The sequence below is a fragment of the Streptomyces sp. NPDC044571 genome, assembly GCF_040647115.1.
GTDB lineage: Bacteria > Actinomycetota > Actinomycetes > Streptomycetales > Streptomycetaceae > Streptomyces.
This window is the reverse complement of sequence record NZ_JBEZBN010000022.1, coordinates 24,012-48,835: the sequence shown is the minus strand read 5'-3', so window position 1 is coordinate 48,835 and position 24,824 is coordinate 24,012. Positions and strand designations below refer to the sequence as shown.

Sequence of the window (24,824 nt, the reverse complement as noted above, 5' to 3'; positions counted from 1 at the left end):
TGCCCCGGCGGGCCGGGCCGGTGGAAGGCTTTCGCCCTGCCGCAGCCCGGCGCGGTGTCAGCCGGCCGGGGCCGTCCACACCCACGGCACCGTCACGCCCAGGACCCCGAAGCCCAGCCGCTCCAGGATCGGGCGGCTGTCCTCGGAGGCGTCCACCTGGAGGTAGGGGATGCCGCGCTCGGCGGCGACCCGGGCCCGGTGGGCCACCAGGAGCCGGTAGATGCCCCGGCCGCGCCACTGCGGGAGGGTGCCGCCGCCCCACAGTCCAGCGAAGGAGCACCCCGGGCGCATCTCCATCCGGGCCGCGCTGACCGGGGTGTCCCCGGCCATCGCCACCACCGCCGCGATGGTCTCCGGCTCGTCCTCCAGCAGGCTCAGCATCAGCTGCCGGATCCCCGGGCGGTCCGTCCCGAAGGCCCCGGCGTGCACCTGCATCACCAGGTCCACGCCCGCCTCGTCGGTCACCGGCCGCAGGGTGATGCCCTCCGGCGGTTCCACCGGCAGCGAGGCGAGCTCGTCCGTCCGCCCCACCAGCAGGGTTTCGGCCGGCTCGGGGGTGAACCCCGCCGCGCGCAGCCGCTCCCCGAGGTCGGCCGGCCGGTCGTGGCCGTACAGCTTCCACTCGAAGGCGGACGCTCCCCGCCCCGCGAAGTGCGCCACCTGCGCCGCGATCTCCGCGTCCGCCGTCCCTTCGTCGAGGTCGGACCAGAGCACGCCGTTCCACCCGTCCCCGGGTGTCGTCTGACGTACCACTGCGCCCGCCCGCTCGACCCGCGCCCGGGTCGAGTCCGGCAGCGCCTCGCGGCGCATCTCCCGGTCGTACCGGGCCCGTACCCTCAGCAGTTCATCATGATCCATGGTCATCGTCCCCAGCCGACCAGCCGCCGGGCGGCCCGCGCAACTGCATTAACCTCGGCCCGTGAACGACGACTCCCTCTACACCGGCAAGGCCGCGCCCGACGCCGCCACCGACCGCGGCTGGCTCCTCGGTCACTTCAAGGACCCCGCCGATCCGCGCCACAGCAAGGACGTGGAGATCAAGTGGGGTGTCCACCCGCAGGGCGAGGAGCGGGCCCAGTGGGTGACCGGGGAGGAGCGCACCGCGCTCCAGGTCCTGATCAGCGGACGCTTCCGGCTGGAGTTCCCGGGCCGTACGGTCGTCCTCGCCGAGCAGGGGGACTACGTCGTGTGGGGTCGCGGAGTCGACCACTCCTGGTACGCGGAGGAGGACTCGGTGGTCCTCACCGTCCGCTGGCCCTCCGTCCCCGGCTACCGCGCCGAGGACTGACCTGCAAGGCCCCCCGGATCCCCCCTTCCTGTGACGATGCACACGAAGGGGACCAACGATCACGAAACGCTGGGATCGTTGGGGTGTAGACCACCACCTCCGGCCGTCCCCGGGCGATCCCCGGGCCCCCGGCCGGGCCTTCACGAGTTCTAGTGTTCTTTGCGTCGGGCGTCTCCCGGTAAAGATCCGAACCACCAGGGAGCACGTCCGTTGGCAGCAATCGCACGGTGGTGCATGCGGCACCGCCTGGTGGCCGTCCTGCTCTGGCTGCTCGCGCTCGGCGGGAGCGCCGTCGCCGCAGGGACCGCCGGAGCGGCCTTCTCCAACCACTACGAGGTCCCCGGCACCGAGTCCGGCAAGGCGCACGCCCTGCTGCGCGAGGGCTTCCACGGCCAGGGCGGGGACACCGACACCATCGTGTGGCGGGCCCCCGAGCACCAGTCGGCCCGAAGCCCCGGTGTGGAACAACGCATGACGCGGGCCCTCGACACCATCGCCGCGCTCCCCGGCGTCGGCTCGGTCGCCGGCCCCTACGGATCCGGCCCGGAGAGCGCCGCACGGATCAGCCGCGACGGCAGGACCGCCTACGCCCTGGTCACCTTCGACCAGCCGGCCGACTCCGTACCCAAGGCGCAGGCCAAGGCCGTCGTCGCCGCGGCGAAGAACCCCACGACCGAGGCGGACGGGCTGCAGGTCGAACTCGGCGGCCCGGCCATCGCCCTCACCGAGGCGCCCACCGCCCACCTCGCCGAGGTCATCGGCGTGGGCGTCGCCGCCCTGGTCCTCCTCCTCGCCTTCGGCTCGCTCGCCGCGAGCCTGCTGCCCATCGCGACCGCCCTGGTCAGCGTGGGCACCGCCTATTTCGGCATCACCCTCCTCGGGCACGCCATGGCCGTCGCCGACTTCGCCCCGATGCTCGGCACCCTCATCGGCCTCGGTGTCGGCATCGACTACGCCCTGTTCCTCGTGACCCGGCACCGCAAGGGCCTCAAGAGCGGCCTCCCCGTCGCGCAGGCGGCCGAGTGCGCCGTCGCCACCACCGGCCGGGCGGTCGTCTTCGCCGGAGCCACCGTCTGCATCGCCCTGCTCGGCATGCTGGTGCTGCGGCTGAACTTCCTCAACGGGGTCGCGATCGCCGCCTCTCTCACCGTGGTCCTGACGGTCGCCGCCTCGGTCACGCTGCTGCCCGCCCTGCTCTCGTACATCGGCATGCGTGCGCTCTCGCGCCGTGAGCGCCGCACCTTGGCGGCCGAGGGGCCGCAGCCCGAGACGCCCACCGGCTTCGCCGCCCGCTGGTCCGCCTTCGTGGAGCGCCACCCCAAACCGCTCGGCCTTCTCGCCGCCGCGGCCATGGTCTTCCTCGCACTGCCCACGCTCTCGCTGCACCTGGGCACCTCGGACCAGGGCAACAACCCGGCGAGCTCCACCACCCGGCAGGCGTACGACCTGCTCGCCGAAGGTTTCGGCCCGGGCGCGAACGGCCCGCTCACCGTCGTCGCCCGCCTCGACGGCGCGGGCGACCGGGTGGCCGTCGCGCAGCTGGCCGAGGCGCTGCGCACCACCGAAGGCGTGGCCTCCACCGGCCCTGCCGTCTTCAACCGCAGCGGCGACACGGCCGTCCTGAGCGTCGTACCGGACTCCGCCCCGCAGTCCCGGGCCACCAGCGAGCTCGTCGAAAGGCTGCGGCAGACGGTCATCCCGCGCGCCGGGCACGGCAACACCATGGCGGTCCACGTCGGCGGCGTGACCGCGGGCTACGACGACTTCGCCGGCGTCATCGTCGGCAAACTGCCGCTCTTCGTCGGGGTGGTCATCACCCTCGGCTGTCTGCTCCTGCTGCTGGCCTTCCGGTCCCTCGGGATACCGCTCAAGGCGGCGGCCATGAACGTCGCCGCCGTCGCCTCCTCCTTCGGCGTCGTCGTCGCCGTCTTCCAGTGGGGCTGGGGCAGCGAACTGCTGGGCCTGGGCAGCGCCGGGCCGATCGAGCCCTTCCTCCCCGTGATCATGGTCTCGGTCCTCTTCGGCCTGTCCATGGACTACCAGGTCTTCCTCGTCAGCCGGATGTACGAGGAGTGGCTGGAGACCGGCGACAACCGGCGGGCCGTCCGCGTCGGCCTCGCCGAGACCAGCCGGGTCATCAACTCGGCCGCGGTCATCATGATCTCCGTCTTCCTGGCCTTCGTCCTCAGCGGCGACCGGATCATCGCCATGTTCGGCATCGCACTCGCCGCGGCCGTGGCCCTCGACGCCTTCGTCCTGCGCACCCTCCTCGTCCCGGCACTGATGCACCTGCTCGGGGCAGCGAACTGGTGGCTGCCGCGCTGGCTCGACCGCAGGCTGCCGAAGATCAGCATCGAGCCCCCGGAACCCGGTCCGCATGCGACACTTCCCGCGCAGCGGCCCGGCAAGGACCCCGCTACGAGCGAGGACGTCGCCGAGCCCGCCACGACATCCCGGTGACCCGGCGGCCACCCGCCGTATGAGACCCAAGGAAGAAGCCGCATGTTCTCGATAGACCTCGCCGAAGACGCCCAGCTGTTTCCGCTGGAGATCTGGCACGCCGAGGAGTTCCTGACCCACATGGACCGCGGCCGGGAGTACATAGGCGAGCACATCGTCCTCGCGGACTTCGTCACCGACCTCGACTCGGCGCAGGGCTTCCTGTCCGCCTACGCGCAGAAGACGGCGGCCGACGGCGGCCGCATCTACGGCATCCGCGTCGACGACACCCTCGTCGGCGGCGTCCTCTTCCGTACCTTCGACACCGGGACGGGCAACTGCGAGGTGGGCTGCTGGCTGGAGCCGACCGCCGCCGGCCGGGGCCTGGTCACCAAGGCCTGCCGCGTCCTGATCGACTGGGCCTTCCACGACCGCGGGATGCACCGCGTCGAATGGCACGCCTCCTCCGCCAACAAGAAGAGCCTCGCCGTCGCCGAACGACTCGGCATGACCCGTGAGGGCGTCCTGCGCCAGGCTTACCCCTACCGGGGCGTCCGCCAGGACACCGAGATCTGGGCGGTCCTGGCCCACGAATGGCCCCCGGCCGCCTGACACCGGGCGCCCCCGGGCCGGCGGCCCACCCGCGGCCGGCCGCGCTCGGCCGGCACGGCGGCCTCTCAGAAACCTCTCAGACAAGCCGCCTACGGTGCCCCGCATGGACACCACCAAGACCGCCGCCCCGACCGCTCCCGACGCGGACACCGCCGAACAGGGCACTCCCCGGGCCGCCGATGCCCGCCCGGCCCTCCAGGACGCCCCCGAGGACACCGCGGCCCCCGCGTCCGCCGAGGCCGGCGACGAACAGGAGCTCGACGAAGACCTCCGCGGTGACGGGCTCCTCGGCGAGCAGGACGACCCGCAGGAGCAGCCCACCGGGGTCGGCTCCGCGGCCGGCGCCGTCGTCGCCGCCGGGCTCGGGCTGGTCGCCCTCAGCGGCAGCTGGGTCTCGCGCGTCATCGCCGAACGCCAGACCCTGATAGGCCAGATCGAGTCGGTGAACGCCGCGACCACCGAGGCCAAGATCCAGGCCCTGTACGGCGACGCCTGGCACATGACCGCCCTGGTCAACGGTGTCCTGTCGACGCTCGCGCTGCTCCTCGCCGTCTTCGTCCTGGCCCGCCCCGCCTTCTCCGTCCCCGGCCGCGTCCACCCGACCTGGGTCCGGGCCGTCTCCTGGGCCGCCGTCGCGCTCGGCGCCCTCGGCATCCTGCTGTTCGGCCTCATGTACTTCGACATCCTCGTCCCCCTCCCCAAGGCCGCCTAGGACCCTGCTTAGGACTCCCCGGTCCGTACCGGGGAGCCGCGGGGCCCGGTCTAAGGACCCCCGGCTCGTACAGATGCGGCATGCTCCCGATGCCCCGGGGCCCCCTGGGACGCGAATCTTGGATCACACCGAACGAGGTGCCCGAGAACACGCAACCAGGGAGTACGGGATGTTCGAGTACGAGATCGCCATGGCCCGCCGCGCCGACCTCATCCGCGAGGCCGAGGCCTACCGCCGGGTCCAGGAGGCGGCCAAGGCGCACAGCGGGTCTTCGCGCAGCCAGGAACCCGAGAGGCCGGTGAGAGGAGCCCGGGGCCGCTTCGCCCGGGCCGCGTGAACCGCGCCGCCGCCCCGCTGCGTGGACCGGCCCGTGATGAGAAGCGCACCAGAAACGAGTGCCCCCGACCCGGACTCCTGTGCGATGCTCGGCGACGTGGAGACCAGATCTGTCAGCCCGGTGTTCGTCGGCCGAGCCGACGAACTGGCCGTACTCGTCGACGCATTGGCGCGCGCCGCCGGCCAGGAGCCGCAGGCGATGCTCATCGGGGGAGAGGCCGGGGTCGGCAAGACCCGCCTCACCGAGGAGTTCCTTTGCGAGGCGGCCCGGCGCGGCGCGGTCGTGGCCGTCGGAGGCTGTGTGGAGATCGGGGCGGAGGGGCTTCCCTTCGCCCCGTTCTCGACGGCGCTGCGCGCCCTGCACCGCAGGCTCCCCGAGGAGTTGGCCGCCGCGGCGGCAGGCCAGGAGGGCGAACTCGCCCGGATCCTGCCGGAACTCGGCGACACCCCCCGCGGACCGCACGACGAGGAGAGCACCGCCCGACTCTTCGAGCTGACGGCCCGGATGCTGGAGCGGCTCGCCGTCGACCGCACCGTCGTCCTCGTCCTGGAGGACCTGCACTGGGCGGACACCTCCACCCGCCACCTGCTGTCCTACCTCTTCCGCACCCTCACCAGCGGCCGGCTCGTCGTGGTCGCCACCTACCGCGCCGACGACATCCACCGCCGCCACCCGCTGCGCCCGCTGCTCGCCGAACTGGACCGGCTCCGCACCGTCCAGCGCATCGAACTGCCGCGCTTCAACCGGGCCGAGGTACGCCGCCAGCTCGCCGGGATCCTCGCCTCCCAGCCCGACGAGGCCTTCGTGGACTCCGTCTTCGACCGCTCCGACGGCAACGCCTTCTTCGTGGAGGAACTCGCCGCCTGCCGGGAGAGCGGCTGCCGCGCCGGGCTCACCGAGTCCCTGCGCGACCTCCTGCTCGTCCGTGTCGAAGTCCTGCCGGAGGCCGCCCAAGGGGTGGTGCGGATCGTCGCCGAGGGCGGCTCCACGGTGGAGTACCCGCTCCTGCGGGCCGTGGCCGGACTCACGGAGGACGAGCTGATCGAGGCCCTGCGGGCCGCCGTCGGCGCCAACATCCTCCTCGCCACCCCCGACGGGGACGGCTACCGCTTCCGCCACTCGCTGGTCCGCGAGGCCGTGAGCGACGACCTGCTGCCCGGCGAACGGGCCCGGGTCAACCGCCGCTACGCACAGGCCCTGGAGGCCGACGACTCGCTGATCCGGGCCGAGGAGCGGGTCATCCGGCTCGCCAGCTACTGGTACTACGCGAACGACGCGGCCAAGGCCCTGCCCGCGGTGCTCGCCGCCTCGGTCGCCGCCCGCCGCCGGCACGCCTACTCCGAACAGCTGCGGCTGCTGGAGCGGGCCTTGGACCTGTGGGAGAGCGCCCCCGAAGAGGTCCGCGAGGCACTGCGCCCGGTGGACTACACCGAGGTCTACCCGCCCTGCGGCTGCGACCCGGCCACCACCCCGCTCCAGCGGCTCGACCTGCTCGCCGAGGCCGCGGTCGCCGCCCGGTTCGGCGGTGAGCGGGAACGCGCCCTGAAGATCACCAAGACGGCGTTGCGGCTGCTGGAGGCGGACGCGGACCCGCTGCGGTCCGCGTGGTTCTGGACCGAGCGCTCCCGGCTGGTCGCGGCCCTCGGCCGGGGCGACGGCTGGGAGGAACTCGCCAAGGCCCAGGAGCTGGTCCGGGGGCTGCCCCCCTCCCAGGTGCACGCCGAGGTCCTGGTCCGCGCCGCGGGCTGGGGGATGCTGCACAACCCCGGCCCAGGCAACCTCGACGCCGCCGAACGCGCGGCCGCCTACGCCCGCATGCTCGGCGCCGAGGAGATCGAGCTCAACGCCCGGATCACGGTCGGCTCCCTGCTCACCGACGCCGGCGACCCCGAAGGCGGCCTCGCCGAGCTGCACGCGGTGCGCCAACGCGCCACCGAACTCGGGCTCCTCATGCTCGCAGGACGTGCACATATCAACCTCACCTCTCAGTTGGAAAGCATGGGCCGCTCACAGGAAGCGGTGGAACTGGCCCGGCACGGAGCCGAATTGGTCAAAACCTCCCGGCTGTTGGACACCGAGGCATGGATCTGCGGAAACATGGCGGAGAGCCTGTACAGCCTCGGCCGCTGGGACGAGGCCGCCGAGGCGGCCCGGCGCACCCTGCGGGTCGGCCAGAGCGCCGCCCCGCGCGGCTCCGCCGCCGCCCGCCTGTCGTACCTGGCCCTGGCGCGCGGCGAACTCACCGAGGCCGCAGCCCAGCTCGCCGCCGCGCACGCCCACTTCGGCACGCACGACACCCAGCCCCAGCACCGCCTGCCGCTCTACCGCCTCGCGGTCGGCCTGGCCGCGGGGGAGGGCCGGATATCCGACGTCCGCGCCGAGACCGCCGAGGCCGTCGCCTACGGCTTCCCGCTCGGCCACCACCGCTACGCCTGGCCGCTGCTGCTCGCCGCCGCCTCCGCGGAGGCGGACGCCCTCGGCCTGCCCGCCGCCGACGAAGGCCGCGAGGCCGCTCTGGACGTGCTGCGCGGCGCCGCCCGGGCCCTGGCCACCCCGAGCCCGGTGTGGGCCGCCCACGCCGAGTTCGTCCGGGCCGAACTGCTCCGCGCCGAAGCCCGGGACACCGCCGCCGACTGGACCGCCGTGGAGCAGGCCGTCCACCCCCTGGAGCGCCCCTACCTGCTGGCGCGCGCCCGCCACCGCCTCGCCGAGGCCCTGCTCACCTCCGGCGGCGCGCGGGAGGCCGCGGCCCTCCTGCTCCGCGAGGCCCACGCCACCGCCGACCGGCTCGGCGCACGCCGGCTCCGCGAGGACCTGGCCCTGCTCTCCCGGCGCGCCAGGCTCCCGCTCACCGAGGCCGAGCCACCCCCGGCCCTGCCCGCACCGGACACCGACGCGGCGGAGTCCCTGGGCCTGACCACCCGCGAACGGGAGGTGCTGCGCCTGGTCGCCGCCGGCTACAGCAACCGGCGGATCGCCGAGGAGCTCTTCATCTCCCCGAAGACGGCCAGCGTGCACGTCTCGAACATCCTGGCCAAGCTGGGCGTCGCAGGCCGCGGCGAGGCGGCCGCCCTCGCCCACCGGCTGCGCCTGTTCGGCCCGGCAGCCGTCCCGGCTACTTCCGTTCCGGCGGCTCCGCGGGGCGTATGAGCACCTTGCCGGAGTCCAGGTCTATCGGCCCCCGTCCCGGATCGCCGTCATGCACGTCGGTCCGGGACAGCTCCAGGCGCTTCTTCTCCTCGTGGGTGTGCTTACGTCCCGGGTTGAACAGCTCCTCGATCATGTTGAACACTGCGTCCACCGCACCTCTCGTCCCCCACCGGGGGCATGCCGGTCACCGCACCGTCAGTGTCAGGATCCTGTCGTCGCCGGGCTCCGGCGATCCCCGCCCGTCCGTCTCGCTCGTGACCAGCAGCAGTCTGTCCCCGCCGAGCGCCACCACCGTCCGCAGCCGGCCGTACTTGCCCTCCAGGAAGGCCTCCGGCTCCGCCGCCAGGGCCGTACCCGCCAGCGGGATCCGCCACAGCCGCGCACCCTTCAGCCCGGCCATCCACACCGATCCCTGCGCCCAGGCGATACCGCTCGGCGACGCCTCATCGGTCCTCCACACCGCGACCGGATCACGCAGGCCCGGCTTGCCGGCCTTGCCCTCCGCCTCCGGCCAGCCGTAGTTCACTCCCGGCTCGATCAGGTTCAGCTCGTCCCAGGTGTGCTGGCCGAACTCGGCGGCCCACAGCCGCTTGTCCTTGTCCCAGGCGAGACCCTGCACATTGCGGTGCCCGTACGAATAGACGACGGAATCGGCCTCCGGATTGCCGTGCACGGGCCGGCCGTCCGGCGTCATCCGCAGGATCTTGCCGCCCAGCGACTTCTTGTCCTGCGCGAGAGCCTGCTCACCGGTCTCGCCCGTCCCCGCATAGAGCATCTTGTCCGGGCCGAAGGCGATCCGGCCGCCATTGTGGATGAGCCCCTTCGGAATGCCGCGCAACACCGTGTCGGGCGCCCCCAGTTGCTGTCCGGGATCTCTGTGCTCGTCATACCGCATCCGGGCGATGCGGTTGTCGGACTCCGTCGTGAAGTACGCATAGACCATCCGGTCCGAGGCGAACGAGGGGGACAGGGCCAGCCCCAGCAGCCCTCCCTCGCCGCCCGGGGCCACCCCCGGCACCTCGCCGATCGGCACCACCTTGCCCGTGGCCACCGCGACCCGGCTGATCGTCCCCCTGTCCCGCGAGGCCACCAGCAGATCCCCGTCGGGCAGCGGGGCCACGCCCCACGGCGACTCCAGATCCTTGGCGATCTCCCCCGACACCGTCACCGAGCCCTTGGCCGGCGGCGCGGAGACCTCCGCGGAACCGGACGGGCCGCTCGTCGAGGGCGTGGGCGCCGCCCGGGGCGGAGACGAGCCGGTCCCGGTGCCGGCGGTACCCGCCGGGGAGCATCCGGCCGCCAGCAGCACCCCGCATCCGGCCAGCGCGGCCACCGCCAGCGCTCCCCGGGTCCGGGCGCGCGGGGCAGCGTGCCCCCCGGGCGCCTCGGAGCCACCCCGCGCCGCGTACCCCTCGTACCGCTCGTGTTCCCCGTACCGCTCGTGTCCCCGCGTCCGTCCGTATCGCATCGTCCTGCTCCCCTCCGGTCCCGCGATCGTGCCCTTCACCCGTCTCAACAGCTGCGGCACTTCCCGAAGTTCCACCACTCGTACACCCGATCGAGTGGTTGTTCCGTCAGTCCCAGGCTCCCACCGCGGACGGCAGCGCCGCGATCTCCGCCAGGTCACCGGCCGTGAGCCGCACCCGCGCCGCCCCCGCGTTCTCCGCCGCCCACCGCGCCCGTTCGGCCCCCGGCACCGGCACCACCTGCGGCCCCTGCGCCAGCACCCACGCCAGCGCCACCTGCGCCGCCGTCACCCCGGCCCCGTGCCGCCGGGCCACCCGGCGCAGCCCCGCCACCAGCACCTGGTTCGCCGCCATCGACTCCGCCGTGAACCGCGGATGCCGCGCCCGTACGTCCTCCCACTCGAAGCCCTCGCCCGGCGTGAGCGTCCCCGTCAGGAACCCGCTGCCCAGCGGCATCGCCGCCAGGAACCCCACGCCCCGCGCCGCACACCACGGCAGCAGCGTGCGCACCGCCTCCGGCGACCACACCGACAGCTCCGCCTGCACCGCGCTCACCGGGAACACCTGCTGCACCCGCTCCAGATGCCGCAACGTCACTGCATAGTTCCGGTCCCCGCGCCGCCCCGCCCCGGGCCCGGCCCCCGCGCCCAGCGCACAGAACCCCAGCGCCCGCACCTTCCCGGCACTCACCAGCTCCGCCATCGCCCCCCAGGACTCCTCGACCGGAACCTCCGGATCCACCCGGTGCAGCTGGTAGAGGTCGATGACGTCCGTCCGCAGCCGCCGCAGCGAGGCATCGCACGCCCGCCGCAGATATCCGGGCCGCCCGTCGGCCACGACGTGCTGCTCCCCGGCCCGCAGTCCCACCTTGGCCGACACGAACGCCTCCGAACGCCGCTCGCGCAGCACCCGTCCGAGCAGCAGCTCATTGGTGAACGGCCCGTACATGTCGGCCGTGTCCAGCAGGTTCGCCCCCAGGTCCAGGGCCGTGTGCACGGTGGCCAGCGAGTCCTCGCCGCGGCGCCGCGAGGGGGCGTAGGCCCAGCTCATCGGCATGCACCCGAGCCCGACGGCGCCCACCGCCAGCGCCCCTGCCCCGATCACCCTGCGCTCCACCCGTGCGTCCCCTCCCGCTCGGCACCAAACTAACGGCTTGATCAGGATCCCTTGGCATAGCCTCGTGATCATGACTGCAAAGACCGCGGACGTGTGGCTCCCGTTCCCCGCCGAGGAGGTCGAGGGCCTTCCCGACTCCTTCCACTACCGCCACTGGGACGGCGAGGAGACCTTCCCGGCCGATCCGGCCGCCTGCGTCTTCTACGTCACCCCCTACATGAAGTCCCCCGAGGCCACCCTGCGGCCCCTCGCGGCGATGCCGGACCTGCAGGTGATCCAGACACTGACCGCGGGCATCGACGCCCTCGTCGGCGGACCGGGCGGCCTCGGCGGCCTGCGCCCCGGCATCCGCCTGTGCAACGCCCGCGGCGTGCACGAGGCCAGCACCGCGGAGCTGGCGCTCACCCTCACCCTCGCCTCGCTGCGCGGCATCCCCGGCATCGTGCGCGGCCAGGACCGGGAGGAGTGGCGTTACGGCTTCTACGACGCCCTGGCCGACAAGTCCGTGTTGATCGTCGGATACGGATCCATCGGCGCCGCCATCGAGGACCGGCTCGCCCCCTTCGAGTGCGCGCGGATCACACGGGTGGCACGCTCCGCGCGCACCACCGCGAGCGGACCGGTCCACGCCCTCGCCGACCTGCCGCGACTGCTGCCGCAGGCCGACGTGGTCATCCTCTCCACCCCGCTGACCGACGCGACGCGGGGCCTGGCCGGCGCCGACTTCCTCGGCCGGATGAAGGACGGGGCCCTCCTCGTCAACGTGGCCCGCGGACCCGTCGTTGACACCCCGGCCCTCCTGGCGGAACTGGAGTCGGGCCGGCTGCGCGCGGCCCTCGACGTCACCGACCCGGAGCCGCTGCCCGCCGGACATCCGCTCTGGCACGCTCCGCAGGTCCTGATCACGCCTCATGTGGGCGGAGCCAGCTCGGCGTTCGAGCCGCGGGCGAAGCGCCTGGTGGCGCGCCAGCTCTCCCGGTTCGCCGCGGGGGAACCCGTGGAGAACACCGTCCTGATCACCACCTAGGTCACGCGCGCACACGCTCCGCATCCGTCCGAGCGCACCCAGTGGTCACAACTCCCCGCGTGGTAACGGAGAGTAGAGCACCTATGTCCCTGAGTGACGAAAGTGGTGTATCGTCCGGAACAAGGGGCTGCGCCACGAACGTCTGGCGCTGGGGAGTGATCGGACACTTTGGGGGGCGACGGGCGATGCACGGCCAATGGACGAAGGATCCGATGCGGCACAGCCGCCGGAGGCGACGATGGGGTGCGCCACCAGCCAGCGAGGGGGACCGGTGAGTGCGCCGGGGGCGGCGCTGCTGGCCCGGCCGCCGGTCCCGGGCGGGGGCAGGAGCCCGGCGATGCAGCTCCTGCTCGCCGTGGTCAGCGGGGGGTACGCCGTCGGCGCCGCCCTCGGCTGGGGCTCCGAGGAAGTCGCCGAGGTCATGGGCGACTTCGGGCTCAGTGCGGCCGCTCTGCTCGCCGCCGTCTCCTGCTACAGCTATGCGCGGGCGATCGACAGCCGTGAGCGGCCAGCCTGGCTGCTCTTCGCGTTCTCCTCCCTGATGGGAGCCTGCGGCAACGCCGTCTGGGGCTGGTACGAGGTGATCCTCGGCGAGGCCGTCCCCAAGCCCTCGCTCGCCGACTTCGCCTTCCTGTGCTTCGCCCCGCCCGCCATCGTGGGCCTGCTCGTCCTCGCCAAACGCCCGGTCACCCGAGCGGGCTGGGTCTGCCTCGGGCTCGACTCCTGGCTCATCGGCGGCTCCCTGCTCACCCTCTCCTGGAGTCTGGCCCTCGCCCACACGGCCCGGACCGCCCAGTCCGGCGCCCCGGGCAGCGTTCCGCGGGCCGCCCTCTCCCTCGCCTATCCGCTGCTGGACATCGCGCTCGTCTCGATGGTGCTCGTCCTGCACTTCCGGCGCTCCGAGACCAACCGCTCGGCCGTCAACACCGCGATCGCGGCCCTCGCCCTGACCGTCCTCAGCGACGCGCTGTTCACCTCGCCGCTGCTCAGCGCGGGCTACCAGTCGGGGCAACTGCTCGACGCCGGCTGGTTCGCCGGCTCGCTGCTGCTCGCGTACGCCCCCTGGGGGGCCCGGCGCATGCAGCCGGCTCCCGGCGCCCCCGCCCGACCGCTGCTCGACCGCCCGGTCAGCCGCCCCATCACGGGCTCGCTGCCCGCCCTCACCCCGTACCTCGCGGCCGCCGTCTGCACCCTGGGCATCCTCTACAACGTGGTGGACGGCCGGAAGGTCGACCGGGTGGTGGTCTTCACGGGCTGCACGGTCGTGCTGGCCCTCGTGATCCGCCAGGGCATCATGCTCCTCGACAACATCGCGCTGACCCAGGAACTGGCCCAGAAGGAGAACCACTTCCGCTCCCTGGTCCAGGGCTCCAGCGACGTGATCATGATCGCCGCGCCCACCGGCACCCTGCGCTACGTGAGCCCCGCCGCCGCCGGGGTCTACGGCCGGGAGGCCGAGGAGCTGGTGGGCACCGAGCTGGCCGCCCTGATCCACCCCCACGACCTGGGCCGGGTGGTCCACGAGGTACGCCGCTTCCTCGCCGCCCCGCCCGCCGAGGAGCCGACCACCCGCATCGAGTGCCGCTTCAAGTCCGGCAGCGGCGAATGGCTCAATGTGGAGTCCACCGTCAACCGCCACCAGGGCGGCCTCATCCTCAACAGCCGCGACGTCACCGAGCGGGTCCGCCTCCAGGCGCAGCTCCAGCACAGCGCCGAGCACGATCCGCTGACCGACCTGCCCAACCGGGCCCTGTTCACCCGCCGGGTCCGCCAGGCCCTGACCGGGCGCCGGGCCGGAGACCACAGCACCGCCGTGCTGTTCATCGACCTCGACGGGTTCAAAGCGGTCAACGACACCATCGGCCACCAGGCCGGCGACGAACTGCTGGTCGAGGCCGGGCGCCGCCTCCAGGACTCGGTGCGGGCCGGGGACACGGCCGCCCGCCTCGGCGGGGACGAGTTCGCCGCCCTGATCCTCGGTGACGGCAGCCGCGACCGCAGCGCCCGCGAGTATCAGGTCCACGAGATCGCGGACCGGCTGCGCACCGCGCTGGCCCAGCCCTACCGGGTCGCGGGCCACGAGGTCCGGGTGGCCGCGAGCATCGGCGTGGCCTTCGCCGACCCGGGCATCACCCCTTCGGACCTGATGCGCAACGCGGATCTCGCGATGTACCGGGCCAAGGCGGGCGGCAAGGACCGCGTCGAGCTCTACGCGCCGCAGATGCAGGCCGAGGTCGTACGGAAGGCCGAGCTGGCGGGGCGGCTGCGCAGCGCACTCCACGAGGGAGAGTTCGCCCTGCTCCACCAGCCCGTGGTCTCGCTCGCCACCGGCGCCGTCACGGCCGTCGCCGCGCAGGCCCGCTGGCGTTCCGGGCAGGGGATCCTGTTCACCCCGGCGGAATTCCTCCGGGTGGCCGAGTTCAGCGAGGGTGCGCCGCCGCGGCCGGACGCCCCCGGCCCCGGGACTTCCTCCCGCACGGCCGAGCTGGGGCGCTGGCTGCTGGAGGAGGCCGTGGGGCAGGCAGCCGAGCGGCACCGGCTCGGACACGACGTACCGGTGGCCGTCCGGATGAGCGCCCGGAGGCTGCTGGACCGGTCCATGCCGCTCGGCTCCGTGGAAGCCCTGCTCAACCGGCACGGGCTGCCCGCCGGGGCCCTGATGATCGAGCTGGCGGACAGCGACCCCAGGGTCCCCTTCGAGGAGCTGGAGCGGCGTCTCGCGGCCCTGCGCCGGCTCGGAGTGCTGATCGCCCTGGACGGCTTCGGCAGCGGCTACGCGGCCATCAGCGCCCTGCGCCGCCTTCCGGTGGACATCCTGAAGCTCGACCGCAGCCTGGTCGAAGGGGTGGTCGAATCCGCCCGCCTCCACAAGATCACCGCAGGCCTGTTGCGCATCGCAAACGACCTGGGCATGCAGTCCGTGGCCGACGGGGCGGACCTGCCCGAACAGGTCACGGCACTGCGTGCAATGGGGTGCACTCACGGCCAGGGACTGGCTTTTTCCGGCCCGCTCGACGAGTACAGGCTGCGGCGGGCGCTCGTGCGCGGTACGTTCCCAGTACCGGGCGGGGCGGCCCAGCCCGCCTTGGCCGGTGGCTCGTCCAGTGGCTCGATGGCCATGCGCAGAGGCTCACATAATGAGACGCCCGTCCCACCCACTTGACATCCCCCTCCCGCCGGAGGGAGGGTCAATGCCATGCGCACCCGAATTCTCGTACTTGGAAAGCGCGTCGGCTGAAGCTGGGACCTGCATGTCCCCGCTCCGCGAACCCGACGCGCTCCCCTCGCTTGCCCACCGGCACGAGGGGTTTTTTGTTGCACTGGCACACCTTCGAATCCGCGTAAAACCCTCAGCTTCGAGAAGAGAATGCCGATGACCGAGCAGGCCACCGGGGCCCACCATCCGCAGCCGCGGCCCCGTTCCGGCGGACAGCCGTCCGCCGCAGTTGAGCACGTCACGGGTGCGCAGTCCCTCATCCGCTCTCTCGAAGAGGTGGGGTGTGACACCGTGTTCGGTATTCCGGGTGGTGCCATCCTTCCGGCGTACGACCCGATGATGGACAGCACCCGGGTGCGTCACATCCTGGTGCGGCACGAGCAGGGTGCGGGTCATGCCGCGACCGGTTACGCGCAGGCCACGGGCAGGGTCGGGGTCTGTATGGCGACCTCCGGTCCGGGTGCCACGAACCTGGTGACGCCGATCGCGGACGCGCACATGGACTCGGTTCCGCTGGTCGCGATCACCGGCCAGGTCTCGTCGAAGGCGATCGGTACGGACGCCTTCCAGGAGGCGGACATCGTCGGCATCACGATGCCGATCACCAAGCACAACTTCCTGGTGACCAGGGCCGAGGACATTCCGAAGACGATCGCGGAGGCGTTCCACATCGCTTCCACGGGCCGTCCGGGTCCGGTCCTGGTGGACATCGCCAAGGACGCCCTGCAGGCGAAGACGGTCTTCACCTGGCCGCCGAGCCTGGACCTGCCGGGCTACCGGCCGGTGACGAAGCCGCATGCGAAGCAGATCCGTGAGGCGGCGAAGCTGATCTGCCAGGCCAAGCGTCCGGTGCTGTATGTCGGCGGCGGTGTGATGAAGTCCGGGGCGACGGCCGAGCTGAAGGTGCTGGCGGAGCTGACGGGTGTGCCGGTCACGACGACGCTGATGGCGTTGGGTTCGTTCCCCGACAGCCATCCGCTGCATGTGGGGATGCCGGGTATGCACGGTGCGGTGACGGCGGTGACGGCGTTGCAGAAGTCGGACCTGCTGATCGCGCTGGGGACTCGTTTCGATGACCGGGTGACGGGCAAGCTGGACAGTTTCGCGCCGTTCGCGAAGGTCATCCACGCGGACATCGATCCGGCGGAGATCGGCAAGAACCGGGAGGTCGACGTCCCGATCGTGGGTGATGCGCGTGAGGTGATCGCGGATCTGATCCAGGCGGTCCAGGCGGAGCACACCGAGGGGCATGCGGGGGACTACTCGGCCTGGTGGAAGGACCTCAACCGCTGGCGCGAGACCTACCCGCTCGGCTACGAAACCCCCGCCGACGGCATGCTCTCGCCGCAGCAGGTCATCCAGCGCATCGGTGAGCTCGCCCCGGAGCACACCATCTACGCGGCCGGCGTCGGCCAGCACCAGATGTGGGCCTCACACTTCGTCAACTACGAGGAGCCCCGTACCTGGCTGAACTCCGGCGGTGCCGGAACCATGGGCTATGCGGTTCCGGCCGCGATGGGTGCCAAGGTGGGCCGGCCGGAGCGCACGGTGTGGGCGATCGACGGTGACGGCTGTTTCCAGATGACCAATCAGGAGCTGGTCACCTGTGCGCTGAACAACATCCCGATCAAGGTCGCGATCATCAACAACGGTGCGCTGGGGATGGTCCGCCAGTGGCAGACCCTCTTCTACAACCAGCGCTACTCCAACACCGTGCTGCACGCCGACGAGACCGGTCACGAGACGGTCGGCTCCCAGCTCGGCGAGTCCACCGCCCCCCGCAAGGGCACCCGCGTCCCCGACTTCGTCAAGCTGTCCGAGGCCATGGGCTGCGTGGCGCTGCGCTGCGAGGACCCCGCGGACCTGGACAAGGTCATCGCCGAGGCCAACGCGATCAACGACCGCACGGTCGTCATCGACTTCATCGTCCACGAGGACGCCATGGTGTGGCCGATGGTCGCCGCCGGCACCTCCAACGACGAGGTCATGGCAGCCCGGGGCGTCCGCCCCGACTTCGGCGACAACGAAGACGACTGAGCCGAGAGAGCCTGAGAGAGAGAACGACTCACATGTCCAAGCACACGCTCTCCGTCCTGGTCGAGAACACGCCCGGCATCCTGGCCCGGATCGCCGCGCTGTTCTCCCGCCGCGGGTTCAACATCGACTCCCTCGCGGTCGGCGTCACCGAGCACCCCGACATCTCCCGCATCACCATCGTCGTGAATGTCGAGGACCTCCCGCTGGAGCAGGTGACCAAGCAGCTCAACAAGCTGGTCAACGTGCTCAAGATCGTCGAGCTGGAGCCGCACAACGCGATCGAGCGCGAACTCGTTCTGGTGAAGGTCCGGGCCGACAACGAGACCCGCTCCCAGATCATCGAGATCGTCCAGCTGTTCCGCGCCAAGACGGTCGACGTCTCCCCGGAGGCCGTCACCATCGAGGCGACCGGCGGATCCGACAAGCTCGGCGCGATGCTCAAGATGCTGGAGCCCTTCGGCATCAAGGAGCTCGTGCAGTCCGGCACGATCGCCATAGGGCGTGGCGGACGGTCCATCACGGACCGCAGCCTGCGCGCCCTCGACCGCAGCGCCTGAGCCGGGCGTTCGGCCCGAGCGCCCGATCGAAGAGCCTGACCGGCACCGCCCCGTCGCGTTGCCTCTCGCATGGCGAGACCAAGAAACTTCCTCTACGTTCCCCGCCGTACGGTGGGAGCAACACCAGCGCACCAAGGAGATATCCCAGTGGCCGAGCTGTTCTACGAGAACGACGCCGACCTGTCCATCATCCAGGGCCGCAAGGTCGCTGTCATCGGCTACGGCAGCCAGGGCCACGCCCACGCGCTGTCGCTGCGTGACTCGGGTGTGGACGTCAAGGTCGGTCTGAAGGAGGGCTCGAAGTCCAAGGCGAAGGCCGAGGAGCAGGGCCTGACGGTCGTCCCGGTGGCCGAGGCCGCCGAGTGGGCCGACGTCATCATGATCCTGACCCCGGACCCGCTGCAGGCCGAGATCTACGAGGAGTCCATCAAGGACCACCTCAAGGACGGCGACGCGCTCTTCTTCGGCCACGGCTTCAACGTCCGCTACGGCTTCATCAAGCCCCCGGCCAACGTGGACGTCGCCCTGGTCGCTCCCAAGGGCCCGGGCCACCTGGTCCGCCGCCAGTACGAGGAAGGCCGCGGCGTGCCCTGCATCGCCGCCGTCGAGCAGGACCACTCCGGCAACGCCTTCGCCCTCGCCCTCTCCTACGCGGCCGGTATCGGCGGCACGCGGGCCGGCGTCATCAAGACCACCTTCACCGAGGAGACCGAGACCGACCTGTTCGGCGAGCAGGCGGTCCTGTGCGGTGGCGCCTCCGCGCTGGTCAAGGCCGGTTTCGAGACGCTGACCGAGGCGGGTTACCAGCCGGAGATCGCGTACTTCGAGTGCCTGCACGAGCTGAAGCTGATCGTGGACCTGATGTACGAGGGCGGTCTGGAGAAGATGCGCTGGTCGGTGTCGGAGACCGCCGAGTGGGGCGACTACATCACCGGCCCCCGCATCATCACCGACGCCACCAAGGCCGAGATGAAGAAGGTCCTCGCGGAGATCCAGAGCGGTGAGTTCGCGAACACCTGGATGGCCGAGTACAAGGCCGGCCTGCCGAAGTACAACGAGTACAAGAAGGCCGACTCGGAGCACCTGCTGGAGACGACCGGCAAGAAGCTCCGCAAGCTCATGAGCTGGGTCGACAGCGACGAGAGCTGATCCGTACGGGGGGTCGGGACGGTACGCCGTCCCGATCCCCCTCGGGCCGCTTGTCCACCCCGGCCAACCCCGGACGGGTGATCCTTCCGTACAGGCGGAATCCCGGTCCGGCTGCACCACTAGACTGCTGAATACAACGCGTCAGGCCCACAGTGTCGTGCGTCTTCCACGCGGCTACCCCCTCCACCGCCTGCGGCCGTCGGGACGGCCGTCCGCACTGGACTTGTGAGGACCCACGTGAGCTCGAAACCTGTCGTACTCATCGCCGAAGAGCTGTCGCCCGCCACCGTCGAGGCGCTCGGCCCGGACTTCGAGATCCGGCACTGCAACGGCGCCGACCGCGCGGAGCTGCTCCCCGCGATCGTGGACGTCGACGCCATCCTGGTGCGCTCCGCGACCAAGGTAGACGCGGAGGCCATCGCGGCCGCCAGGAAGCTGAAGGTGGTCGCCCGCGCCGGCGTCGGCCTGGACAACGTCGACGTCTCGTCCGCGACCAAGGCCGGCGTGATGGTCGTGAACGCCCCGACCTCCAACATCGTCACCGCCGCCGAGCTCGCCTGCGGCCTGCTCGTCGCCTCCGCCCGCAACATTCCGCAGGCCAACACCGCCCTGAAGAACGGCGAGTGGAAGCGGAACAAGTACACGGGCGTCGAGCTCAGCGAGAAGACCCTCGGTGTCGTCGGCCTCGGCCGCATCGGCGTCCTGGTGGCCCAGCGCATGTCGGCCTTCGGGATGAAGATCGTCGCCTACGACCCCTACGTACAGCCCGCGCGTGCCGCCCAGATGGGCGTCAAGATGCTGGCGCTGGACGAGCTGCTGGAGGTCGCCGACTTCATCACGGTGCACCTGCCCAAGACCCCCGAGACCCTCGGTCTCATCGGGGACGAGGCCCTGCACAAGGTGAAGCCGTCCGTCCGCATCGTCAACGCCGCCCGCGGCGGGATCGTGGACGAGGCCGCGCTGTACTCGGCGATCAAGGAGGGCCGGGTCGCCGGCGCCGGCCTCGACGTCTACGCGAAGGAGCCCTGCACGGACTCCCCGCTCTTCGAGCTCGACCAGGTCGTCTGCACCCCGCACCTCGGCGCGTCCACGGACGAGGCCCAGGAGAAGGCCGGCATCGCCGTCGCCAGGTCCGTGCGCCTCGCGCTCGCCGGCGAACTGGTGCCGGACGCGGTCAACGTCCAGGGCGGCGTCATCGCCGAGGACGTCCGTCCCGGCCTGCCGCTCGCCGAGAAGCTCGGCCGCATCTTCACCGCCCTCGCGGGCGAGGTCGCGGTCCGCCTCGACGTCGAGGTCTGCGGCGAGATCACCCAGCACGACGTCAAGGTGCTGGAGCTCTCCGCCCTCAAGGGCGTCTTCGAGGACGTCGTCGACGAGACGGTCTCCTACGTCAACGCCCCGCTGTTCGCGCAGGAGCGCGGTGTCGAGGTGCGCCTGACCACCAGCTCGGAGTCCCCGGACCACCGCAACGTGGTGACCGTACGCGGCACCCTGGCCGACGGGCAGGAGGTCTCGGTCTCCGGCACGCTCGCGGGCCCGAAGCACCTCCAGAAGATCGTCGGCATCGGCGAGTACGACGTGGACCTGGCGCTCGCCGACCAGATGCTGGTGCTCCGCTACACCGACCGCCCGGGCGTGGTCGGCACCGTCGGCCGCATCCTCGGCGAGGCCGGTCTGAACATCGCCGGCATGCAGGTCGCCCGCGCCGAAGAGGGCGGCGAGGCGCTCGGCGTGCTCACCGTCGACGCCGAGGTGCCGGTGAACGTGGTCGCGGAGATCTCCGCCGAGATCGGCGCCGTCTCGGCGCGTACGGTCAGCCTCACCTGATGGCCGGCCCCGCCTGACCATTCGGGCGACAGCTGCGCCAGGATCGCGAGAAGGGCCCGGGGGCAGACCCCGGGCCCTTCTCGCGTTCCCGTACGGCGGTCAGACCGTGACGGCCGCGATCTCCTCGGCCTGTTCCCCGGGGCCGGCGGCCGGGGTGGCCGCCGCCCGCATCAGGGCCACGGCCAGCCCACCGGCCGTGACCAGCAGGGCCGCGCCGCCCCAGGCCGCGTACTGCATGCCGTGGACGAAGGCGCCCCGGGCCAGGTCCAGCACCTGCCCGCCCGCCTCGCCACCGAGCTGCCGGGCGGTGGCGACCGCGCCGCCCAGGGTCTCCCGTACGGCCGCGGGTTCGGTCCCGGCCAGGTCGCTGCGGTAGACGGCGGTGCCGAGGCTGCCGAGGACCGCCATGCCCAGCGCCCCGCCGAACTCCGAACCCGTCTCCAGCAAGGAGGCGGCAGAACCGGCCTTCTCGGCCGGGGCAGCCCCCAGGGCCATGTCGGAGACCAGCGACAGGACGACGACCAGGCCCGATGACAGCACCCCGGCGCCGACGAGCAGCAGCCGCAGGGAGTCGGATCCGACCAGGCTGATCAGGGTGAATCCGGCGGCGCCGATGAGGAAGCCGCCGCCGATGACGTAGGCGCGGTCGACGGTGCGGGCGAGGACGCCGGCGAGGGGGGCGGCAGCGCCGATGGCGACCGACGGGGCAAGGCTCCACAGGGCGGCCTCCAGGGTGCCCATGCCGAGCACCGACTGCAGGTACTGGGTGGTGAAGTAGGCCGAGCCCATGATGGCGAAGGCCGCGATGGTGTTCAGGAGGATGCCGGCGCCGAAGCCGCGGTTGCGGAACAGGACCCGGCTGACCATGGCGTCGTCACGGGTGCGTTGGCGGCGGACGAAGACGAACCCGACGAGCAGGCCGAGTGCGATGCAGGCGCCGCGGACGGGGGACCACCCCTCGGCGGCGATCTCCTTCAGCCCGTACACGACGGGGAGCACGCTGCCCATGGACAGCGGCACGCTCAGCAGGTCGAAGCGGCCGGGCGCCGGGTCCTTGAACTCGGGCACCAGCACGGGAACGAGGGTCAGCAGGAGCAGCATGGCGGGCACGTTGACCAGGAAGATGGAGCCCCACCAGAAGTGGTCCAGCATCACGCCGCTCATCACGGAGCCGAGTGCGATGCCGCCGGTCATGGCGGCGGACCAGATGCCGATGGCCCGGCCGCGCTGCGCGGCGTCCTGGAAGAGGTTGCGGACGAGGCCCAGCGTGGACGGCATCAGGGTCGCGCCGCCGATGCCGAGCAGGACGCGGGCCAGGATCAGCAGTTCGGCGCTCGGGGCGTAGGCGGCGAGCGTGGAGGCGAGTCCGAAGGCAGCCGCCCCGATCAGCAGCAGTTTCCGCCGTCCGATCCGGTCACCGAGCGAACCCATGGTGATGAGCAGTCCGGCGAGGGCGAAGGCGTAGCTGTCGAAGATCCAGAGCTGCTGGGTGGCGCTCGGGTCGAGCTCCCGGGTGATCGCCGGGATGGCGAAGTAGAGGACGGAGACGTCCATCGAGACCAGCAGCAGCGGCAGGAGGAGAACGGTGAAGGCGATCCATTCCCGGCGGCCGGCGAGACGTGCGGCGGAGTTCGTCATGGGCAGGACGGTACAAGCCGTGTATACGATTGTCTAGTACGCTCGTATAGAACTCTCGTCTAGGACGGTTGTCTTGATACCGTGGCGGCATGGGACATCGTGAGGATCTGCTCGCAGGCGCCAAGCAGTGCTTGGTCGACAAGGGGTTCGTGCGCACCACGGCGCGCGACATCGTGAAGGCTTCCGGCACCAATCTGGCGTCGATCGGCTATCACTACGGTTCGAAGGACGCCCTGCTCACCCAGGCCTTCATCGAGCTCATCCAGGAATGGGGGGAGGGTTTCCAGAGTGGTCTGGGCGGCGAGGGCGGTTCGCTGGAGCGCTTCCGCGCGGTCTGGGACGGGGTCCTGTCGCAGAAGGAGAGCGCAGGGCCGATCTGGTCGGCCAGCCTGGAGGTGGCGCTGAGCGGGGACCGGTTGCCCGATCTGCGGAGCATGCTCGCGGCCTCCCAGGTGGAGGGGCGCAAGGGCATGATCGCGATGTTCACCGGACGGCCCGAGGAGGAGCTGACGGAACGGGACGTCCGCACCCTGGGCACCTTCTACCAGGCGCTGCTGAACGGCCTGATGATCCAGTGGCTGTTCGATCCGGAGTCGGCCGCCACGCCGGAGGAGTTCACGGAGGGCATGCGGCAGGCGGCGCAGGCACTGACGGGACCTCAGGGGGAGCCGGACCCGGCCGCGCAGTAGGCGGACGCAGCAGGCGGACGCGGGGACCGGGTCGGCGTCGGGGCCGCACCCCCGCGTGGGCGGCCCCGGATTCCCCTCAGGCCAGGCGGGCGGACTTGAGCGCCATGTGGAGCAGCAGGCGGTCCTCGCCTTCGTCCAGATCGAGGCCGGTCAGCTGCTCCACCCGGTTCAGGCGGTAGTACAGGGTCTGGCGGTGGACGCCGAGGGCCGCCGCCGCCCGGCCCGCCTGGCCCGCGCAGTCCAGGAAGACCTCGGCGGTACGGGCCAGTTCCCGGTGCGCGGGGGCCAGCAGGGCCCGCGCGGCCGGGTCGTCCACCGGTTCGCCGGCCGCGAGCACCGCCAGCATCCGGTACGGGCCGATCTCCGACCACCGCGCCACCGGACCGAGGCGGGACTGCGCCGCGGAGGCCCGCGCTGCCGCCGAGGCCTGGGCCCAGGCGTCGGAGAGCTCCGCCAGTCCCCTGCAGGGCTCGGCGATGCCGGCGGTCGGCGCGGTAGGCGGGGCCCCCGCCGGGGCGGACGGCCCGAGCAGCCGGGTCGCCGCGGTCACGGCAGGGGCCAGGACGTCCGCCGAGCGCAGCCGGACCAGCACGGCGAGCGCCTGCCCGGCCTCCGGCCCGCCCGCCGGCCCCGCCGCCGACGGCCCGACTCCGCCGCCGGCCCCGGCCGCTGCCCGCGCCCCGGACCCCGGCCGCGCGACCGCCCCGGAGCCGCCGCGCGCGACGGCCCGGGCTCCGGCTGCGGCCCCCGATCCGCCGACGGCCCCCGCCCCGGCAGGGGCTCCGGTGGCCGGACCGCGGGCCGGCTGGGCCTCGTGCGCGCGCCCGCGCCACGGGACCAGTGATACCGCCGCCGCCCCCGGGACCGACGCCGGAGCCTCCCCGGACCACGGCGCCACACACACCACCGTGTGCAGCCCGTCCGCCCCCGGGCCCAGCGCCAGCCGCAGCGCCGCCACCGCCATGTCGTGCTGCCATCCGCGCCCGGCGGTGAGCACGGCCCGGAACTCGCGGGACAGGTCCGCCCCCGCCTTCGCCTCCTCGGCGAGCAGGATCCCGATCCGCTCGGCCACCTCCATGGCCGCGGCCAGGGCCTCCGGCCCGGGGCCCGGCTCCCGGTCGAGCAGCCACACGTACCCCTGGACGATCCCGCGGTACCGCACGGGCAGGCAGATCCGCCCCCGGAAGACCCCCGCATCGGGCGCCGCGGGGATCCGCACCGGCCCGGTGGCGCGGGCGATGCCGAAGCCCTCGAACCAGGCCCGCACGGCCGCCGTCGACTGGCGGGTCAGGATGGAGCGGGTCCGCACCGGGTCCATCGCCAGATCGTCGTCGCTGTCGTGTGCGCCGAAGGCGATGAGGCGGAAGTCCCGGTTCTCCAGCGTCGCCGGGGCGCCGAGCAGCGCCGAGATCTCGTCCACCAGGTCCTGGTAATCGCCCTTCACCCGGATATTCTCCCACCCCGCGGCCGCGTCTTCAGACATGTGTATGAGGTCGCCGGCACGGATGCGTGACAGCTGTCGATGGCAGAGGATCGTCTCGATCCCTAGGTTTCACGGTGGTT

At 72.1% G+C, this 24,824-nt stretch carries 19 protein-coding genes; 13 read left to right on the top strand and 6 right to left on the bottom strand.

From position 1 onward, the window contains the following. Window positions 1-57: 57 nt before the first annotated feature. Window positions 58-858: a GNAT family N-acetyltransferase gene (locus AB0B01_RS14395; RefSeq protein WP_361717515.1), complete on the bottom strand. Its 801-nt coding sequence runs from the start codon at window positions 856-858 to the stop codon at window positions 58-60. Window positions 859-919: 61 nt separating this feature from the next. On the opposite strand from AB0B01_RS14395, the gene AB0B01_RS14390 reads away from it, so the two are divergent. The 6 genes from AB0B01_RS14390 to AB0B01_RS14365 all read left to right on the top strand — a co-directional run bounded on the left by AB0B01_RS14390 (window position 920) and on the right by AB0B01_RS14365 (window position 8,538). Next, window positions 920-1,288, top strand: a complete 369-nt coding sequence (locus tag AB0B01_RS14390) for a signal peptidase I (protein WP_356853498.1) — start codon at window positions 920-922, stop codon at window positions 1,286-1,288. A 210-nt stretch (window positions 1,289-1,498) separates the two neighbouring features. After that, window positions 1,499-3,748, top strand: a complete 2,250-nt coding sequence (locus AB0B01_RS14385; RefSeq protein ID WP_361717511.1) for an MMPL family transporter — start codon at window positions 1,499-1,501, stop codon at window positions 3,746-3,748. 42 nt (window positions 3,749-3,790) lie between these two features. Beyond that, window positions 3,791-4,339 carry a GNAT family protein gene (locus AB0B01_RS14380; protein ID WP_361717508.1) on the top strand — a complete coding sequence of 183 codons (549 nt, stop codon included), beginning with the start codon at window positions 3,791-3,793 and terminating at the stop codon, window positions 4,337-4,339. 103 nt (window positions 4,340-4,442) lie between these two features. Continuing rightward, complete coding sequence (locus tag AB0B01_RS14375) at window positions 4,443-5,051, top strand: hypothetical protein (RefSeq protein WP_361717505.1); 609 nt, start codon at window positions 4,443-4,445, stop codon at window positions 5,049-5,051. Window positions 5,052-5,220: 169 nt separating this feature from the next. Continuing rightward, window positions 5,221-5,388: a hypothetical protein gene (locus AB0B01_RS14370; RefSeq protein WP_361717502.1), complete on the top strand. Its 168-nt coding sequence runs from the start codon at window positions 5,221-5,223 to the stop codon at window positions 5,386-5,388. A gap of 84 nt (window positions 5,389-5,472) precedes the next feature. After that, window positions 5,473-8,538, top strand: a complete 3,066-nt coding sequence (locus tag AB0B01_RS14365) for an AAA family ATPase (protein ID WP_361717643.1) — start codon at window positions 5,473-5,475, stop codon at window positions 8,536-8,538. On the opposite strand, the gene AB0B01_RS14360 is transcribed toward AB0B01_RS14365, so the two are convergent. The 3 genes from AB0B01_RS14360 to AB0B01_RS14350 form a co-directional block, all read right to left on the bottom strand. After that, a complete protein-coding gene (locus tag AB0B01_RS14360) occupies window positions 8,504-8,689 on the bottom strand; it encodes a DUF6191 domain-containing protein (protein ID WP_361717499.1) in 186 nt (61 codons plus the stop codon). The genes AB0B01_RS14365 and AB0B01_RS14360 overlap by 35 nt on opposite strands. A 33-nt stretch (window positions 8,690-8,722) precedes the next feature. After that, a complete protein-coding gene (locus tag AB0B01_RS14355) occupies window positions 8,723-10,006 on the bottom strand; it encodes a PQQ-dependent sugar dehydrogenase (RefSeq protein WP_361717496.1) in 1,284 nt (427 codons plus the stop codon). A gap of 106 nt (window positions 10,007-10,112) precedes the next feature. Further along, complete coding sequence (locus tag AB0B01_RS14350; protein ID WP_361717493.1) at window positions 10,113-11,120, bottom strand: aldo/keto reductase; 1,008 nt, start codon at window positions 11,118-11,120, stop codon at window positions 10,113-10,115. Between the two features lie 70 nt (window positions 11,121-11,190). On the opposite strand from AB0B01_RS14350, the gene AB0B01_RS14345 reads away from it, so the two are divergent. From AB0B01_RS14345 to serA, 6 genes are all read left to right on the top strand, one after another. Continuing rightward, window positions 11,191-12,147, top strand: a complete 957-nt coding sequence (locus tag AB0B01_RS14345; protein WP_361717490.1) for a 2-hydroxyacid dehydrogenase — start codon at window positions 11,191-11,193, stop codon at window positions 12,145-12,147. Between the two features lie 337 nt (window positions 12,148-12,484). Continuing rightward, entirely contained in the window at window positions 12,485-15,310 is a 2,826-nt protein-coding gene (locus tag AB0B01_RS14340; RefSeq protein WP_361717640.1) for an EAL domain-containing protein, read from the top strand. Window positions 15,311-15,514: 204 nt separating this feature from the next. Then, entirely contained in the window at window positions 15,515-17,401 is a 1,887-nt protein-coding gene (locus tag AB0B01_RS14335; RefSeq protein ID WP_361717487.1) for an acetolactate synthase large subunit, read from the top strand. A 32-nt stretch (window positions 17,402-17,433) separates the two neighbouring features. Next, a complete protein-coding gene (ilvN, locus tag AB0B01_RS14330; protein ID WP_361717484.1) occupies window positions 17,434-17,958 on the top strand; it encodes an acetolactate synthase small subunit in 525 nt (174 codons plus the stop codon). 147 nt (window positions 17,959-18,105) lie between these two features. Next, a complete protein-coding gene (gene ilvC / locus AB0B01_RS14325) occupies window positions 18,106-19,107 on the top strand; it encodes a ketol-acid reductoisomerase (protein ID WP_361717481.1) in 1,002 nt (333 codons plus the stop codon). Between the two features lie 237 nt (window positions 19,108-19,344). Next, a complete protein-coding gene (serA, locus tag AB0B01_RS14320) occupies window positions 19,345-20,934 on the top strand; it encodes a phosphoglycerate dehydrogenase (protein ID WP_361717478.1) in 1,590 nt (529 codons plus the stop codon). Window positions 20,935-21,033: 99 nt separating this feature from the next. Here the strand turns inward: serA and AB0B01_RS14315 are convergent, their stop codons facing one another. Beyond that, entirely contained in the window at window positions 21,034-22,572 is a 1,539-nt protein-coding gene (locus AB0B01_RS14315) for an MFS transporter (RefSeq protein ID WP_361717475.1), read from the bottom strand. Between the two features lie 89 nt (window positions 22,573-22,661). Between AB0B01_RS14315 and AB0B01_RS14310 the strand changes: the two genes are divergently transcribed. Next, entirely contained in the window at window positions 22,662-23,261 is a 600-nt protein-coding gene (locus AB0B01_RS14310) for a TetR/AcrR family transcriptional regulator (protein WP_361717472.1), read from the top strand. Window positions 23,262-23,337: 76 nt separating this feature from the next. Here the strand turns inward: AB0B01_RS14310 and AB0B01_RS14305 are convergent, their stop codons facing one another. Beyond that, window positions 23,338-24,705: a helix-turn-helix domain-containing protein gene (locus AB0B01_RS14305; protein WP_361717469.1), complete on the bottom strand. Its 1,368-nt coding sequence runs from the start codon at window positions 24,703-24,705 to the stop codon at window positions 23,338-23,340. Window positions 24,706-24,824 lie beyond the last annotated feature (119 nt).